The organism is Streptomyces dryopteridis (assembly GCF_049606955.1).
GTDB lineage: Bacteria > Actinomycetota > Actinomycetes > Streptomycetales > Streptomycetaceae > Streptomyces.
In genome coordinates this window covers 1,972,353-1,988,356 of sequence record NZ_CP187113.1, presented here as the reverse complement: position 1 = coordinate 1,988,356, position 16,004 = coordinate 1,972,353, and the positions used below count along the sequence as shown (strand labels likewise).

At 73.8% G+C, this 16,004-nt stretch carries 14 protein-coding genes and 1 pseudogene; 13 read left to right on the top strand and 2 right to left on the bottom strand.

Annotated features, from left to right (window positions below):
- Positions 1-78: 78 nt before the first annotated feature.
- The 3 genes from ACN20G_RS08145 (at position 79) to ACN20G_RS08135 (ending at position 1,667) form a co-directional block, all read left to right on the top strand.
- On the top strand, positions 79-858 hold the full coding sequence (locus ACN20G_RS08145; RefSeq protein WP_424212063.1) for an IclR family transcriptional regulator: 780 nt from the start codon (positions 79-81) through the stop codon (positions 856-858).
- Complete coding sequence (locus ACN20G_RS08140) at positions 855-1,268, top strand: RidA family protein (protein WP_424212062.1); 414 nt, start codon at positions 855-857, stop codon at positions 1,266-1,268. Before ACN20G_RS08145 ends, ACN20G_RS08140 begins: the two co-directional genes overlap by 4 nt.
- 69 nt (positions 1,269-1,337) lie before the next feature.
- Positions 1,338-1,667, top strand: a complete 330-nt coding sequence (locus ACN20G_RS08135; protein WP_424212061.1) for a putative quinol monooxygenase — start codon at positions 1,338-1,340, stop codon at positions 1,665-1,667.
- 88 nt (positions 1,668-1,755) lie between these two features.
- On the opposite strand, the gene ACN20G_RS08130 is transcribed toward ACN20G_RS08135, so the two are convergent.
- Both ACN20G_RS08130 and ACN20G_RS08125 read right to left on the bottom strand, forming a co-directional pair.
- Positions 1,756-3,090: a M14 family metallopeptidase gene (locus ACN20G_RS08130; protein WP_424212060.1), complete on the bottom strand. Its 1,335-nt coding sequence runs from the start codon at positions 3,088-3,090 to the stop codon at positions 1,756-1,758.
- A gap of 106 nt (positions 3,091-3,196) precedes the next feature.
- On the bottom strand, positions 3,197-4,894 hold the full coding sequence (locus ACN20G_RS08125) for a chitinase (RefSeq protein ID WP_424212059.1): 1,698 nt from the start codon (positions 4,892-4,894) through the stop codon (positions 3,197-3,199).
- 451 nt (positions 4,895-5,345) lie between these two features.
- Between ACN20G_RS08125 and ACN20G_RS08120 the strand changes: the two genes are divergently transcribed.
- From ACN20G_RS08120 to ACN20G_RS08075, 10 genes and pseudogenes are all read left to right on the top strand, one after another.
- On the top strand, positions 5,346-6,461 hold the full coding sequence (locus ACN20G_RS08120; RefSeq protein WP_424215423.1) for a hypothetical protein: 1,116 nt from the start codon (positions 5,346-5,348) through the stop codon (positions 6,459-6,461).
- 42 nt (positions 6,462-6,503) lie between these two features.
- Positions 6,504-7,202, top strand: coding sequence for a Flp pilus assembly protein CpaB (cpaB, locus tag ACN20G_RS08115; RefSeq protein WP_424212058.1), 699 nt, complete (start codon positions 6,504-6,506; stop codon positions 7,200-7,202).
- Positions 7,203-7,209: 7 nt separating this feature from the next.
- Positions 7,210-8,562, top strand: coding sequence for an AAA family ATPase (locus ACN20G_RS08110; protein ID WP_424212057.1), 1,353 nt, complete (start codon positions 7,210-7,212; stop codon positions 8,560-8,562).
- 77 nt (positions 8,563-8,639) lie between these two features.
- Complete coding sequence (locus ACN20G_RS08105; RefSeq protein ID WP_424212056.1) at positions 8,640-9,050, top strand: TadE/TadG family type IV pilus assembly protein; 411 nt, start codon at positions 8,640-8,642, stop codon at positions 9,048-9,050.
- Positions 9,047-9,409 carry a TadE/TadG family type IV pilus assembly protein gene (locus ACN20G_RS08100; protein ID WP_424212055.1) on the top strand — a complete coding sequence of 121 codons (363 nt, stop codon included), beginning with the start codon at positions 9,047-9,049 and terminating at the stop codon, positions 9,407-9,409. Before ACN20G_RS08105 ends, ACN20G_RS08100 begins: the two co-directional genes overlap by 4 nt.
- Before the next feature lie 11 nt (positions 9,410-9,420).
- Positions 9,421-10,719 (top strand): annotated as a pseudogene (locus ACN20G_RS08095) (CpaF family protein); the annotation flags it as partial.
- Positions 10,720-11,057: 338 nt separating this feature from the next.
- Positions 11,058-11,993, top strand: coding sequence for a type II secretion system F family protein (locus ACN20G_RS08090; RefSeq protein ID WP_424212054.1), 936 nt, complete (start codon positions 11,058-11,060; stop codon positions 11,991-11,993).
- Positions 11,994-12,141: 148 nt separating this feature from the next.
- A complete protein-coding gene (locus tag ACN20G_RS08085) occupies positions 12,142-13,032 on the top strand; it encodes a DUF5936 domain-containing protein (RefSeq protein ID WP_424215422.1) in 891 nt (296 codons plus the stop codon).
- 1,061 nt (positions 13,033-14,093) lie between these two features.
- Positions 14,094-15,314 (top strand): sensor histidine kinase, encoded by a 1,221-nt coding sequence (locus ACN20G_RS08080; protein WP_424212053.1) that lies wholly within the window; start codon positions 14,094-14,096, stop codon positions 15,312-15,314.
- A complete protein-coding gene (locus tag ACN20G_RS08075; RefSeq protein ID WP_424212052.1) occupies positions 15,311-15,976 on the top strand; it encodes a response regulator in 666 nt (221 codons plus the stop codon). The genes ACN20G_RS08080 and ACN20G_RS08075 overlap by 4 nt, the downstream gene beginning before the upstream one ends.
- Positions 15,977-16,004 lie beyond the last annotated feature (28 nt).

Genomic DNA, 16,004 nt, shown 5'->3' with positions numbered 1-16,004 from the left:
GTGCTCCGTGCTGTCTAACATCCCCGGTGACGCCCGGTCAACGACGGCCCGGCGCCGACGCACGGGACAGGGGAGCCGATGAGCCAGAGCGTGGAGCGGGCCCTGGCCGTGCTGCCCGTGCTCGCCGAGGGCCCCGCCGGCCTCGGCGCCGTCGCCGACGCCCTCGACGTGCACAAGAGCACCGCCCTGCGGCTGCTGCGCACCCTCGCCGAACACGGCTACGCCCACCGCCTGCCCGACGGCCGCTACCGCCTCGGGGCCCGCCTGTTCACCCTCGCGGCGGCCGCCCTGGAGAACCTCGACGTCCGCGAGATCGCCCGCCCGCACCTCCTGGCCCTCGGCGCCGAGACCGGCCACACCGTGCACCTCGCGCTGCGCCAGGACGACGAGGTCGTGTACGTGGACAAGGTCGAGGCCCGCAGCCCCGTGCGCATGTGGTCGCGGATCGGCCGGCCGGTGCCCGTGACCGTGGCCGCCGTCGCCAAGGTCCTCTTCGCCGACCTGCCCGAGGCCGAACGCGTGGCCCTCGCCCACCGCCTGGAGTACCCCGCCTACACCGCCCGCTCCACCCCCGACGCCGAGTCCTGGCTGCGCGAACTGGCCGAGGTCCGCGACCGCGGCTGGGCCTGCGACCTCGGTGGGCACGAGGAGGCCGTGCACTGCGTGGGCGCGCCCGTGCGCGGCGGGGACGGGCGGGTGCTGGCCGCCGTGTCCGTCTCGGCGCCGGCCGCGCTGGTGCCCGGCGACCGGCTCCTGGACCTGCTTCCGTCGGTGCGCCGCACCGCGGACCTGATCGGCCGGGACCACTCCGGGACCGCGCCGGTCGACCATCCCGAATCCTTGGAGGACACCCCGTGAGCACCGAGAAGGTCGCCGTCACCCCGCCCACCCACACCGCCCCGCCGGCCCGGTTCTCGCACGGGGTCCGCAAGGGCAACCTGCTCCAGGTGGCCGGGCAGGTCGGCTTCGGCCCGGCCGTCGAGGGCCAGGCCCCGACCGTGGTGGGCCCGGGGCTGCGAGAGCAGACCGTGCGGACCCTGGAGAACGTGCGCAGCGTGCTGGAGGCCGGGGGCTCGGGCTGGGAGGACGCGATCATGATCCGCGTGTACCTCACCGACACCGCGCACTTCGCCGAGATGAACGAGATCTACAACGCGTACTTCGAGGAGCAGGGCATCAAGGAGGCCCCGGCGGCGCGCACCACCGTGTACGTGGGGCTGCCGGCCGGGCTGCTCGTGGAGATCGACGCGCTGGCCGTGCTGGGCTGAGCCGGCTCCGCGCGGGCCCGGGCCCGCGCGGGTTGGCGACGGCGGGGTCCGGGCCGGCAGGCTGGCGGCATGATCTTCATCAGCGTTCGTTTCGTCGTGAAGCCCGAGCACGTGGACGGCTGGCCCGAGCGGGTCGCCGAGTTCACCGCCGCCACCCGCGCGGAGCCGGGCAACCTGTTCTTCGACTGGTCCCGGGACCTGGAGCACCCGAACCGGTTCACCCTCGTGGAGGGCTTCCGGGACTCCGAGGCGGGGGCCGTGCACGTCAAGGCCCCGCACTTCGCGGCGGGGCTGGCGGCGATGGCCCCGGCGATCGCCGAGACCCCGCAGATCGTGTACGCGGACCTGCCGGAGCAGGCGGACTGGAACCCGATGGCGGAGCTGACCCCGCAGGACTGAGCGCGGGACCGGGTGCGGCCGGGCCGCGTCGACGGGGTGTGCCCCGCCGGCGCGACCCGGCCGTCCGTGCTCCGGTGGTCGCCGCGGGTCAGGCGCAGTACTGCTGGGCCTTGCCGATGGAGCGGTACATGCAGTCGGCGTTCTCCAGGAGCTGGAGGACGGCGTCCCGGTTGCGGGTGGTCTCGCGGTCGATGACCTCGTCGGGCGGGTAGAAGCCGCCGCCCCCGGAGCCGGTCGGGTACATCTCGAAGGTGTAGCCGAAGATCTTCTGCGTGCCCCACAGCCAGTCGTCGATGCTGCCGTCGGTGATGTACAGGTCGCTGGACTGCTCGGGGGTGTAGCCGTTGCTGCGGGCCATGGAGGTGCCGACGGCCTTGAACGCGGCGGCGTCGTCGGCGGTCAGGCCGGGCGCGGTGTCGTCGTAGGTCCAGCCGTAGGGCCAGAGCACGAGTTCGCTGTAGGTGTGGAAGTCGATGGCGGCCTTGATCTGCTGCTTGCCGCCGACGACCCGGCCGCGCACGAAGTCGGCGACCACCTTGACCTCGGGGGCGGACTCGGGGGCGGCGCCGCGGTAGGTGTCGGAGCTCTTGGAGGAGCTGGAGCCGCCGCAGCAGCCCCATTTGTAGTCCCAGTTCCGGTTCAGGTCGGTGCCGACGTAGGAGGAGCCGGTGTTGGGCTGGCGGTTCTTGCGCCAGGAGCGGTAGGAGCCGGTGGCGATGTCGTACTCGCCGCCGTCGGGGTTGAGGTCCGGCACGATCCAGATCTCGCGGTTGTTCACCACGTTGGTGACGCGACTGTCGGTGCCGTACTTGGAGCCGAGTTCCTTCATCAGGTACAGGGCCATCTCGACGGTGAGGTGCTCGCGGGCGTGCTGGTGGTGGGTGAAGAGGACCTCGGGTTCGGCCTCGTCGGTGCCCACGTTGTCGCTGATCTTGACGGCGACGATGTCGCGGCCCTGGACGGACTTCCCGATCACCTTCTTGCTCATGATGCCGGGGTACGCGGCGATCCGCTGGTCGATCTCGGCGCTCATCTCCGCGTAGTTGTGGTACTTGGCGTCGGCGGAGGGGAAGTCGGCGGGGCCGGCGGCGACCCCGGGCAGGGAGCGGTTCGGGGGGCCGGGCAGGGGGGTGAGCTTGTGCCCGAGGCCGCGCAGGGCGCGGGCCTGGGCGGGGTCGGCGCTGACGACGACCTCGTGGTCGGAGACCTCGTCCACGGAGACCCCGGTGCGCAGCAGCGCGGTGCGTTCGGCCGGGGTGGAGGGGCCGTGGATCCGGTACTGGGTGATGCTCTCGTCCTGCGCGACGGTGGGCGGAGCGGGGGTGGGCGAGGCCGTGGCGGTCATGCCGTAGGCGGGTGCGCCGAGGGCCAACGCGAGAAGGGCGGCCGTGAGGGCCGCCCTTCGACGGGTGGGGAGCCGCATGCGATCTCCTGGGTGGGAGTGGGGGTGGTCGTGCGACGGGGCACAGCCTGCTTGTGTGGCATGTCCCGGTCAAGACCGCGATCCGGCCACCCCCACACCCTCCCGGCTACGGCAGGTTGTGCACGTACGGACCCACCGCGTTCGACCACGCGTTGCCGGACTTCGCGTCCCAGTTCGTGGACCAGGTCATCGCGCCGCGCAGCGAGGGGTAGGTCTTCGAGGGCTTGAAGGACCCGCAGGAGGTGCCCCGGGTCAGGCAGTCCAGCGCGTTGTTCACGATGGCCGGCGACACGTAGCCGCTGCCCGCGCCGCTGGTGGAGGCCGGCACGCCGATGCCCACCTGGCTCGGGTCGAGCCCGCCCTCCAGCTGGATGCAGGCCAGGGCGGTCAGGAAGTCCACCGAGCCCTGCGAGTAGACCTTGCCGTCGCAGCCGAGCATGGAGCCGCTGTTGTAGTACTGCATGTTGACGACGGTGAGGATGTCCTTCAGATTCAGCGCCGTCTTGAAGTACCCGCCGCTCGTCGACTGCATGTCGATGGTCTGCGGGGCCATCGTCAGCACCATGGACGGACCGGCCTTCGCCGACAGCGCCCGCATGGCCTGGGTCATGTAGGTCGGGTTGAGCCCGTTCTCCAGGTCGATGTCGATGCCGTTGAACCCGTACTCCTGCATCAGCGACCAGGCCGAGTTCGCGAGGTTGTTCGCGGAGGTCGAGTCGTTTACGGAGATGGTGCCCTTCTCGCCGCCGATCGAGAGGATCACGGACTTGCCGGCGGCCTTCTTCGCGGCGATGTCGGCCTTGAACTGGGGCACGGTGTACCCGTTCAGCCCGGCCGAGTCGAGGTTGAAGGTGATGGCGCCGGGCGTGCTCGTGGCGTCGGCGAAGGAGACGGCGATGATGTCGTACTGGGAGGGCACGTCGGAGAGCTTCTGGACGGTGGCGCCGTTGTTGAAGTTCTGCCAGTAGCCCGTCACCGCGTGCTTGGGCACGTTCGGGTTGGGGTTCGGGTTGGTGCCGCCGTCGGTGGTGGTGCCGGTGAACGGGGCGCTCTTGGGACCCTCGCCGGCCTGGTTGGCGGCGCTGACCTGGAAGGAGTACGAGGTCTTGGGGGAGAGCGAGCCGATCCGGGTCTGGGTGCCGCTCACGCTCTGCACCCGGACCCCGTCCTGGTAGACGTGGTAGGTGGTCGCGCCGTTGACCGCGTTCCACGAAAGGGTGAGCCCGGTGGAATCCTGGCCGGAAACCGCGAGGCCCGCCGGGGCGCCCGGGATCGAGGGACCGGGGTCGGTGCCGCCGCCCCCGTCGGGGCCGAACACGCTGAACTCGTCCACGAGGTAGGCGGGCTGGCCGTACCAGCCGTTGGTGTAGACGGTCACCTGGGTGGTGTTCGCGCCGGTGGTGAAGGTGGTGGACAGCTTCTGCCAGCCGGCCCCGCTGCCGGGGGTCCAGGTGGAGACGTCCTGGGTGCCGGTGCCGGTGGCCCCGAGGTACACGTAGCTGCCCTGGACCTGGGCGCTGATCGTGTACGTCGAGTTCGGCTTGACCGTGACGACCTGGGAACAGCGGGCGTTGTCGGAACCGGCGGGGGTGGCCTTGAGGGCGCCGGACCCCGCGTACACGGGGGAGGAGACGTTCGCGCCGCTGCCGGCGGAACAACTCCAGTTGGACAGGCCCGATTCGAAGCCGCCGTTGCGGACGACGTTGATGTCGGCGGCCTGGGCGGTGCCGCCGGCCAGCAGGGTCAGACCGGAGGCGGTCAGGGTGCCGACGCCGAGGAGGGCGAGGGATCTCAAGCGATTCACGAGGGGCTCCGTGGGGGGAGAGGGAATACGCGAAGGGGAATCTGTGAATCCAATGACAGGAGTGACGCGTGTGACTGCTGTGACGTGGGAGGTTGCAGAACAGGCGTTGAGCAGGGCGTGGCGAAGCCGTCCCGGGTGGGGGCCGGGGTCGGCGGCGGGGCGGGGAGCGAGCCTGGACCCAAGTTGGTCCAGACCAATCCATCTGTCAAGGGTGTGCGGCGCTTGGCCGGAAACCGACGCCACGTGAATCCCCGATGTCCGGGTTTCGCCGAACCCGTGCCCGAGCCCGACCGCACGGGATTCGGCAAGGCCCTGCCCCGCGTCACCTTCCGTGGATATGGTGCTGAGGCAGGAGGGACACGCGTCGACCGTTTGCGGTCGCGCAGAACCGCGCGCGGGGAGCCGGGGGAGAAACGGCGGCCCCGGCGCACCGGGGAACGGGGGGATGCGGATGCCGACCGCCATCGCTGTCACCAGCGCCGATCTGCTGCTGCCCGCGCCCGACCGGCACACCCCCGCCGGACTCGTCCTCGAACCCCCCGGCACCTGGGACCTGGACCGCGCCCTCACCGAGACCGCCGCGCACCTCGACGCCCACGGCCACCTCGTCGTCCTCGCCCCCACCTGGCTGCCGGCCGAAACCACCCGCCGACTGCACGCCGTACGCGCCATCCTCGAATCCGACCGGATCGCGCTGGTCCCCACCGACCTCCCGCCGCTCGGCACGGCCCTCCTGGCCCGCCAGTTGAGACAGCTCACCGTCAGCGACCTCAGCCCCGGCGTCCTCGCCTCCGCCGCGCGCCTCCTCACCCACTACATCCACGCCGGCGCCCTCCTCGGCTCCGTCGCCCGGCTCGACCGGGTCCCCGTGAGCCTGCGCACCCACGCCCGCTCCTGGTCCCCGAACGCCCGCTTCGTCGTCCTCGCCCACCCCGTCCCCCACCTCGCCCGCCTGCTCCCCGGCCAGGCCCCCGCCAAGGCCCCGGCCGGCGGCCCCGGCCGAAAGGGCACGCGGCGGCACGCGCAGGGCGGACGCGGCGCGCGCGGAACGGCCTCGCCCCCCAACACCCTGCCGCCCGGACCAGAGTTCCCCACCCACCTCACCTTCGCCCGCGGCAACCTCGCCGGCGACTGGGTGGCCGCCGACCTCGCCCCCGCCTGGGACGTGCGCGGGGTCATGGAGAACCCGCTGCCCGCCGACTCGGCCCGCTGGTGGGGCACGGGCAAACTCGTCGAGTTCGCCGCCGCCATCCCCGACCTGCCCGTCCTCTACCAACTCGTCGCCTCGGTCCGCCGCGACCGCTGCCACTGGTGCGGACTGGAACTCATCGGCGACCGCTGCGGGTTCTGCGCCGCCGGCCCGCCCGAGCGCGAGGGCCAGGGCGGCGGGTACGGCACGCACGGCGGCCGCGGCCCCGGCCCGACGGGCGCCGCCGACCGCCCCGAGGGCCGCTACCCGCCCGTCGGCCCCTCCGCGCCCGCCGCACCGGACCCCCGGGTCACCGTGCCCGCCGCGCCGCCGGCCCCGGCCCCGGACGTGCCCGACCCCCGGACCCCCAGACCCTGACCGCCGCTCCGCCGACCGACGAACGACGAGGTAGTACGGCTCATGAACTCACGCCAGCGCCGCGGCGTCATCCTGCTGGTCCTGTCGGTCCTGTGCGCCCTCGGCGCCTTCGCCGGCGTGCTGCTGCTGATCGGCAACGTCAACTCCAAGGTGGGCCCCGAGGTCGTCGCCTACGAGGTGAAGAAGGACATCCCGCCGTACACCGCCCTCACCCCGGGCCAGTTCGAACGGGTGAAGATGCCCAAGCGCTGGCTGCCCGGCACCGCCGTCACCGACCTCGACGTGCTCGGCGACAGCATCGCCGTCACCACCCTGCGCGCCGGCTCCCTCCTCCAACGCGACATGTTCGTGGACAAACCCCAACTCCGCGCCGGGGAACAGGAGGTCGCGATCATGATCGACGCGGCCACCGGCGTCGCCGGCAAGATCACCCCCGGGGCGAAGGTCAACGTGCTCGCCACCTTCAAGGGCAAGGACAAGGCCCCCGACACCTCCGTGGTCATCGTCGCCAACGCCCGCGTCGTCAACGTCGGCAAGCTCACCCCCATCGAGAAGAAGAGCGACCGGATCGGCCCCACCGAGGCCGTCCCGATCACCTTCGCCCTCACCGTCAAGGACGCCCAGCGCGTCGCCTACTCCGAGTCCTTCGCCGAACACGTCCGCCTCGCGCTCGTGGCCCCCGGCACCGACTCCACCGTCTCCCCGAGCGACCGCACGTACACCCTCGACGGCGACAAGTGAGGCCCGGATGATCACCCGAATCCTTCCCGCCGTCGGAGACCCGGACGCCGCCCGCGCCGTCGGAGCCCTCCTCGGCCAACTCCCCGACGCCGAACCCGCGCCGCCCGTCACCGACTCCACCGCCCTCCTCGACACCCTCGCCCGACAGGCCGCCGAAGCCCTCGACGAACTCCCCGAGGTCGTCCTCGTCCACGAACGCATCGGCCCCGTCCCCGCCCTCGACCTGATCCGCGAGGTCGCCCTCCGCTTCCCCGCCGTCGGCGTCGTCCTCGTCAGCGCCGACTCCGGCCCGGCCGCGTTCGCCGCCGCCATGGACTCCGGCGCCCGCGGCGTCATCCCCCTGCCGCTCTCCTACGACGAGGTCTCCGCCCGCGTACAGGCCGCCGCCGGCTGGGCCGTCGGCGTCCGCCGCCACCTCGGGGCCGGGCCCGCCGAACTCCTCCACGGCCCCGGCGGCACCATCGTCACCGTCGCCGGCGCCAAGGGCGGCGTCGGCACCACCCTCACCGCCGTCCACCTCGCCCTCGCCGCCGCGGCCGCCGGCCGCCGCACCGTCCTCCTCGACCTCGACCTCCAGGCCGGGGACGTGGGCAACTACCTCGACGTGCAGTTCCGCCGCTCCGTCGTCGACCTCGTCGGCATCACCGACATCACCCCCCGCGTCCTCGCCGACGCCGTCTTCGACCACGACAGCGGCCTCGCCCTCCTCCCCGCCCCCGCCGACGGCGAACGCGGCGAGGAAGTCGACGAACGCACCGCCCGCCAGGTCCTCGGCGCCCTCCGCAGCCGCTACGAGGTCGTCGTCGTCGACTGCGGCACCCACCTCACCTCGGCGAACGCCGCGGCCGTCGAACTCGCCGACACCGCCGTCCTCGTCGCCACCCCCGACGTGGTGTGCGTCCGCGCCGCCAAACGCCTCGTCCGACTCTGGGAACGCCTCCAGGTCCGCAAGGCCACCGAGACCACCCTCGTCGTCAACCGCCTCGCCCGGGCCTCCGAGATCCAGCCCGCGCTCATGGAACGCATCACCAAGACCCGCCCCACCCGCACCCCCGTGCCCGCCGCGTTCAAGGAACTCCAAGGCGTCGTCGACGCCGGCCGACTCCAGGACCTAGACGCCAAGTCCACCGTCCGCCAGGCCCTGTGGACCCTCGCCGGCGAACTCGGCCTCCTCGCCAAACCCGCCCCCGCCCCCCGCCCCGGCGAACCCGCCGCCCTCGCCGGCGGCGGCACGACGGGACCCGGGCCGGGCGGCACCGTCGCCGTCCGCCCACCCGGCCGCCTCGCCCGCATGCGCTCCGGCGGCGACCGCGGCGCGGCGGCGCCCTGGCGACGACGAGGTGGGGAGGCCCGGCCATGACCCCCGCCCCGAGACAAACCCGAACGGGCGGCGCGGGCGGGCGTGCCGACGCGGCCCGCGCGGGCGGTGCGGGCCGCGTGACCCGCGTGGCCGACACGGCCCGACGGGCCGCCGTGGCCGGACGCGCCGGCGCGGCCCGGCGCTTCGGCGCGCGGCGCGACACGGGCCAGGTCGCGCTGGAGTTCGCGGGCATGATGCCGCTGATCATGCTGCTGATCCTGGCCGTCTGGCAGGCCGTCCTCATCGGCTACGGCTTCTCTTTGGCCGGCAACGCCGCCGACCGCGCGGCCCGCGCGGCGGCGGTGGAGGGGGACTGCGAGGCGGCGGCGCGGCGCAACGTGTCGTGGCCGGTGACCGCCGCCTGCCCCCGCGAAGGGGACATCGTGAAGTCGACCGTCACCCTGAAAGTGCCCCTGCTCGTGCCCGGTTTCAACATTCTTGAAATCCGGGGCACCGGCGGCGCGGCCTGGGAGGGGGAGGCCCCGTGACCGGCATACGCGCCCGTCGTGACCGGGGTCAGGTCGCGATCGAGTTCATCGTCTGGACGCCGATCCTGTTGCTCGTGGCCCTCGCCGCGATCCAACTCGGCTGGGTGGCCTACGTCTACGAACAGGCCGACACCGCCGCCCGCACGGCGGCCCGCGTGGAGGCGCAGTACCCGGGACAGGGCAGGGGTGAGCCGGCCGGCCAAGCGGCGATCCGCTCGAACCTCGATGCCCGGATCGTCGTGGGCGGCGGAGACGTCGTCACCGCGACCGCGACGATCCGCATCAAGAGTGTCATCCCGGGTCTCGACGGGCTCGAAGCCCGCCGTACCGCCAGCATGCCCGCCGACGGGGAAAGGTGACCCGACCGACCATGAGCCTGCGTTCCCGGGTCAACACCCCCGACGACCGACACAGCCCCCGCGAGGACGGTCGGCTCGTCTCCGGCTACCGCGCCAAGCTGCTGGAGGAGATCGACCTCGCCGAGATGTCCGCCCTCGCCCCCGCCGAGCGGCGCGCCCGTCTCGAACGGGTCCTCGGGCACATCATCAGCCGCGAGGGTCCCGTCCTGTCCACCGCCGAGCGCACCCAGCTCATCCGGCGCGTCGTGGACGAGGCCCTCGGCCTCGGCGTCCTCGAACCCCTGCTGGAGGACGCCTCCATCTCCGAGATCATGGTCAACGGGCCCGACCAGATCTTCGTGGAGCGCGGCGGCCGCGTCGAACGCCTCCCCCTGCGCTTCGCCTCGCACGAGCAGCTCATGCAGACCATCGAGCGCATCGTCTCCACCGTCAACCGGCGCGTGGACGAGGCCAACCCCATGGTCGACGCCCGCCTGCCCAGCGGCGAACGCGTCAACGTGATCATCCCGCCGCTCGCCCTGACCGGCGCCACCCTCACCATCCGGCGCTTCCCCCGCGCCTTCACCCTGCACGAGATGATCGGCCTCGGCTCCCTCGACGAGCAGATGCTGCTCCTGCTCGCCGGGCTCGTGCAGGCCAAGTTCAACGTGATCGTCTCCGGCGCCACCGGCACCGGCAAGACCACCCTCCTCAACGCCCTCTCCGGCCTCATCCCCGAGGGCGAACGCATCATCACCATCGAGGACTCGGCCGAACTGCAACTCCAGCAACACCACGTGATCCGGCTGGAGTCCCGTCCGCCCAACGTCGAGGGCAACGGCCGCATCACCATCCGCGACCTCGTCCGCAACTCCCTCCGCATGCGTCCCGACCGCATCATCGTCGGCGAGGTCCGCGGCGGCGAGACCCTCGACATGCTCCAGGCCATGTCCACCGGCCACGACGGTTCCCTCGCCACCGTCCACGCCAACAACGCCGAGGACGCCCTCATGCGCCTCCAGACCCTCGCCTCCATGTCCGAGGTCGAGGTGCCGTTCGAGGCGCTCCAGGACCAGATCAACAGCGCGGTCAACGTCATCGTGCAGCTCACCCGTTTCGGCGACGGCGCACGCCGCATCACCGAGGTCGCCATCCTCGAATCGCACGGCCGCGAACCGTTCCGGATCGTGCCCGTCGCCCGGTTCGTGGCCCGGCCGATGAGCGCCGACGGACTCGTCCACGGACACTTCACCCACCACCCGCTGCCCCGCGCCGTCGCCGAACGCCTGCACATGCACAACCAGCCCGTCCCCCAGGCATTCGGCGTCGCGATGCCCACCCAGCCCCCGCCCGCCGCCCACGGGACGGGTTACGGACCCGGGGTCGAGGCCGACCCGCTCACGGCCCCCCTCACCGGGCCGTTCGGCGCCCGGCCCACCGGCCCCGTGCCCCTCCCACCGGGCCACGACGCCCCGTACGTGCCGCACGCGCCGTACGCCCCGCCCCCGCCGGGCCCGTACACCACGCCCCCGGCCGGGTACGGCGGGGCGTACGGCGGCGCGCAGCACCCCGCCGTGCCCGCGCAGCCCACGGCCGGTGACGCCGGTACCGCCGCCGACCCCACCGGAACCCGTACCCCGCAGCATCCGCCGACCCCCCGGACCGCGCCGTGAACAACCTCGTCCTCATCACCCTCGGCGCGAGCGCCCTCGCCTGCGTGCTCGTCGTCGTCGGCCTGCGGGTCTGGGCCGACGGCCGCGCCCAACAGGCCGAACTCGTGGCCCGCCTCAGCGCCGAACCGACCTCCGGCTCCGGCCGCCGGCGCCGCTTCGTCGGCCTCGACCGCAGACTGCGCCGCACCGACTACGGCCGCCGCCTCGAACACCGGCTCGCGGCCGGCGGCGTCGACCTCACCCCCGGCGAGTTCGCCGCCTACGCCCTCGCCGCCGTCGCCGCCGTCTGGGCCCTGGCCGCCGCCCTGCTCGCCCCGTTCTTCGGCCCCGTCGCCGGACTCATCGGCCTGTGGACCGGCCACGCCTTCCTCGGCTGGCAGCGCGCCCGCCGCACCGAACGCTTCATCAACCAACTGCCCGAACTCACCCGCATCCTCGCCAACGCCACCCAGGCGGGCCTCGCCCTGCGCACGGCGATCTCCATGGCCGCCGAAGAGCTGGAGGCCCCCGCCGGCGAGGAACTCTCCCGGGTCGCCGACCGCCTCGCCCTCGGCCACTCCATGGACGAGGCCCTCGGCGAACTCGCCGACCGGCTCCCCTCCCGGGAACTCGCCGTGCTCGTCTCCACCCTCGTGCTGTCCGCGCGGGCCGGCGGCGCGATCGTCGGCAGCCTGCGCAACCTCACCGTCACCCTCGAACAGCGCAAGGAGACCCGGCGGGAGGTCCGCACCCAGCTCTCCCAGGTCACCGTCACCGCCTACCTGGTGCCCGTGATCGGCCTCGGCTCCCTGCTCCTCGTGGACGCGATGATGCCCGGCGCGCTCGACCGCATGACGGGGGCCTTCTACGGGCAGGCCGCCGTGCTCATCGCGATCGGACTGTTCACCCTCGGGTTCCTGCTGATCCGCCGCCTCTCGAAGATCGACGTGTGAGGGAGACCCGGCACCCGTGACGACGACACCCACCCCCCTGGCCGCACCCGTACCGGTACCCGTGCCCGCGCCCGTACCGGCATCCGCATCGACTCGGGCCGCCGGGGAACTGCTCGCCGCGGACCTGGCGAGCACCCTCCACCCCTACCTGCCGCTGATCCTCGCCCTCCTGTTCGGGGCCGGCGTCTGCGGCGCGTTCCTGGGCCTGCGGACCTACCGCGCCGACACCAAACTCCCCGACGACCTCGCCCTCGCCCTGGAGATCGGTGCCACCCGCACCACCGCCGTCGGCTCCGCCGTCGACCGTCTCGGGATGCGCTGGGCCCCCCTCGTCCTGCGCTGGATGGGCCCGACCCGCGTCTCGCGCAAACGCCGCCAGATCGACTCGGCCGGCAACCCCGCCGGCCTCACCATCGACCGCTACGCCGCCCGGCGCGCCGTCTACGGCATCCTCGGCGCCCTCGGCGCGTTCGCGATGCTCCTGAACGGCCAACTCGTCCTCGCCCTGGTGATGGTGGCCTTCGGACTGTTCTGGATCGAGGTCGGCCTGTGGTCGGCGATCCGCGTCCGCCGCGACCACATCGAACGCATCCTGCCCGACTTCCTCGACGTGCTCGCCGTCGTCGTCAGCGCCGGCCTCTCCTTCCGGCCCGCCCTCGAACGCGTCGCCGCCAAGTACCCGGGGCCCTGGTCCGACGAGATCCGCGTGACCCTCCAACAAATGGACATGGGCGTCACCCGCCGCCAGGCATTCGACGAACTGCGCCGGCGCAACGACAGCGAACAGGTCGCCCAGTTCGTCGCCGCGCTCCAACAGGGCGAGGAACTCGGCTCGCCGATCGTCGACACCCTCATCGCGATCGCCGAGGACATGCGCCGCACCGACGCGCAGAACGCCCGCCGCCGCGCCGCCCGCGCCGTCCCGAAGGCCACCTTCGCGGTCACCCTCTTCATGCTGCCCGGCACGATGATCCTCCTGGTCACGGGCTTCGTCTTCGGCGCGGACGTGGACTTCGGCGCCCTCCTGGGCGGCAACTGACCATGCCCCCCACCACCCCCCCACCCCCGGCCGACCCACCGGCCCTCATGGCCCGAACCCCCTCCTCGGCAGCCACCCGGCCGTCGTCTCCGGCGTCGACCCCGGCCCCGGCCCCGGCCCGGAAGTCGGCACCCGCACCCGCCCCGGTCTCGGCGCCCGTACCCACGTCCGCCCAGGCCCCGGCGCCCACGTCCGCCTCGGCAGCAGCCCCCGCGCTCACACCCGCCCAGGCCCCGGAGCTCGCACCCGCACCCGCACCCGCACCCACGCCGAGCGCGCCTCGCGCTTCCACGCCGGCTCCGGCCCCAACGCCGTCTCAAACCCTGGCCCCGACACCCACCCCTGCCCCCATCTCGGCCCTCAGCCCGGCCTCGGCGCCCACGCCTGCCCCAGCCCTGGCCTCGGCGTGCGCTTCCGCCCCGGCCCCGGCCGAGGGACCCGTGCCCGCTCCGGCCGAGACCTCTGTCCCACGGCTCGCCCCGGCCCCAACGCTCACCCCGACCCCTGTCCCGGCCCCCTCCTCGGCGCCGGCGCCGGCGCCTGCCCTCGCCTTGGCCCCGGTGCCCGTCCCAGGGATCGCCCCGGCCTCGGCGCCCGCGCCTTCCCCGATCCATGTTTCGCCGCGTGCTCTCGCCCTCGCTTCGGTCTCACCCCCCGGGCCCGCTCCGGCCTCGGCGCTCGCACCCACTCCCACCCCGACGTCGGCGCCGGCCCCGTCCGCCGTCCCCCGGTCCGCCCCCGCCCCGGACCCGGACCCGGACCCGGTGCAGGACTCGGTTCAGGCATCCGCCTTGCCCTCGTCCATGGCCCCGGCCCCCGCCTGTGCCCCGTCCACGGCGCTCGCACCCGCGCCCGCCCCGCGGCTCACGGCCGCCCCCGCGCCCGCTCCGGGTCCCGCACCCGCGCACGCTCCTGGTTTGGGACTCATGCCCGCGCCCGGACCCGCCCCCGGCCCCGACCTCGTGCCCACCTCTGCCTCGGGGCCGGTGCGGGCGCCCGCACCGGCGCTCGCGCCTGCTCACCCGTGTGCGGACGGCAGCGCGCGGCCCGGTGTGGGCCCCGTGGGGGACAGCGGGCAGGCGGCCCGGGCCGTGCACGCCCTCGCCCGGCACGTGTTCGCCTTCCGCATGGCGATGATCGCCCTTTGCGCCCCCGTCGCCCTCGGCCGCGCCGGCACCCCCGCCCACACCTGGCTCGTCGCCGGCGTCGTCCTCGTCACCTTCGTCACCGCCTACGCCTGCTTCCGCGACTGGGAACGCATCGGTCCCCTCCTCCCCACCCGCCCCTGGATCCCCACCCTCGACCTGCTGCTCGCCGTCCCCCTCCTCGCCGCGACCGGCCCCGAATCCCCCCTCGGCCTCGTCGCCGCCACCGTCCCCCTCCTCTCCGGCCTCCTGCACGGCCTGCGCCCCGCCGCCGTCCACGCCGGCCTCCAGGTCGTCGTGGTCACCGCCCTCCCGCACACCCCCGACACCGGCCTCGGAACCGGTCTCGGTCTCATCGTGCTGCCCGGCATGTGCGTCCTCGCCGGCGCCGTCGGCGTCTGCCTGCGCGCGCTCCTCTTCCGCGTCGACGCCGCCAACCGCGCACTCCTCGACACCCGTGCCCGCCTCGCCGCCGCCGAGGAACGCGCCCGCCTCGCCCGCGAGATGCACGACTCCGTCGCCAAGACCCTCCACGGCCTCGCCCTCGGCGCCGACGCCCTCGCCGCCGGCGTCGACCGCCTCGACCCCGCCGGGGTCCGCGCCCGTGCCGACCAACTCGCCGCCGCCGCCCGCCAGGCCGCCGGCGAATCCCGCACCCTCCTCACCGACCTGCGGACCCCGCCCACCCCCGGGCCCCTGCACGCCGAACTCCACGCCCTCACCGCCACGTTCGGCACCCGCACCGGCCTCCCCGTCACCACCCACCTCCCCCCGGCCCCCGACCTCGCCCGGCTGACCCTGCCCGCGGCCACCGTCACCGAACTCACGGCGATCGTGGCGGAGGCCCTGGAGAACGTGCACCGCCACGCGCACGCCCCCACCGCCACCCTCACCGTCACCCTCACCGGACCCCCCGCCGCCCCGGCCCCGACCCTGACCCTCACCGTCACGGACACCGGTCGCGGCCTGCCCCCGCCCCCACCCGCGTCCGCGGCCGGCGCCGCGCGCCACGGCCTGTTGGGCATGGCCGAACGCGCCGCGCACATCGGCGCCCACCTGCACGTCGGCCCCCGCCCCGCCGCACCGGGCACCGAGGTCCGCCTCACCCTCCCGCTCCGAGAGGAGACCGCCCCATGACCCTGCGGCTGCTGATCGTGGACGACAACCCGGTGGTCCGGGCCGGCCTGACCGCGCTCCTGACCACCACCGACGACATCCGGGTCGCCGCCGAGGCCGCCGACGGCCGCGAAGCCCTCAGCCTCGCCCGCCGGCACCGCCCCGACGTCATCCTCCTGGACGTCCGGATGCCCGGCGTCGACGGCATCTCCGCCCTGCCCCACCTCGCCGGCCTCGCCCCCGTCCTGATGCTCACGTACGGCAGCGAGGCGGAGGTCGTCCGCGAAACCCTCCGCCTCGGCGCCGCCGGCTACCTGGTGCACGGCGAGTTCGGCGCCGAACAACTCCTCACGGCCGTCCGCGACGTCCACGCCGGCCGCGCCCACTTCACCTCCACCCCCGCCACCACCCTGCTCGCCCAATTCCACTCAACCCCTCCACCGCCCCAACGAGTTGTGACACCCTCGGGAGAGGACTTCGGGCTCAGCTCGCGGGAGGTGGAGGTCATGGATCTGATCGCGTCCGGCATGAGCAACCAACAGATCGCCGCGACCTGCTTCATCAGCGAGAAAACGGTCAAGAACCACATCAACCGCATCTTCGCGAAACTCCACAGCAGCACCCGGAGCGAGGCGATAGCCCGCTGGCTCGGCACCACCCACCCGGGACGGACCCATGCCTGACCGACCCTGGGCCTCCGTTTGGGCCCCC

Excerpts from the sequence above, each read along its gene's own strand:
- ACN20G_RS08145 (WP_424212063.1), top strand. The coding sequence starts at position 79 with ATGAGCCAGAGCGTGGAGCGGGCCCTGGCCGTGCTGCCCGTGCTCGCC.
- ACN20G_RS08135 (WP_424212061.1), top strand. The coding sequence starts at position 1,338 with ATGATCTTCATCAGCGTTCGTTTCGTCGTGAAGCCCGAGCACGTGGAC.
- ACN20G_RS08130 (WP_424212060.1), bottom strand. The coding sequence starts at position 3,090 with ATGCGGCTCCCCACCCGTCGAAGGGCGGCCCTCACGGCCGCCCTTCTC.
- ACN20G_RS08120 (WP_424215423.1), top strand. The coding sequence starts at position 5,346 with ATGCCGACCGCCATCGCTGTCACCAGCGCCGATCTGCTGCTGCCCGCG.
- cpaB (WP_424212058.1), top strand. The coding sequence starts at position 6,504 with ATGAACTCACGCCAGCGCCGCGGCGTCATCCTGCTGGTCCTGTCGGTC.
- ACN20G_RS08110 (WP_424212057.1), top strand. The coding sequence starts at position 7,210 with ATGATCACCCGAATCCTTCCCGCCGTCGGAGACCCGGACGCCGCCCGC.
- ACN20G_RS08075 (WP_424212052.1), top strand. The coding sequence starts at position 15,311 with ATGACCCTGCGGCTGCTGATCGTGGACGACAACCCGGTGGTCCGGGCC.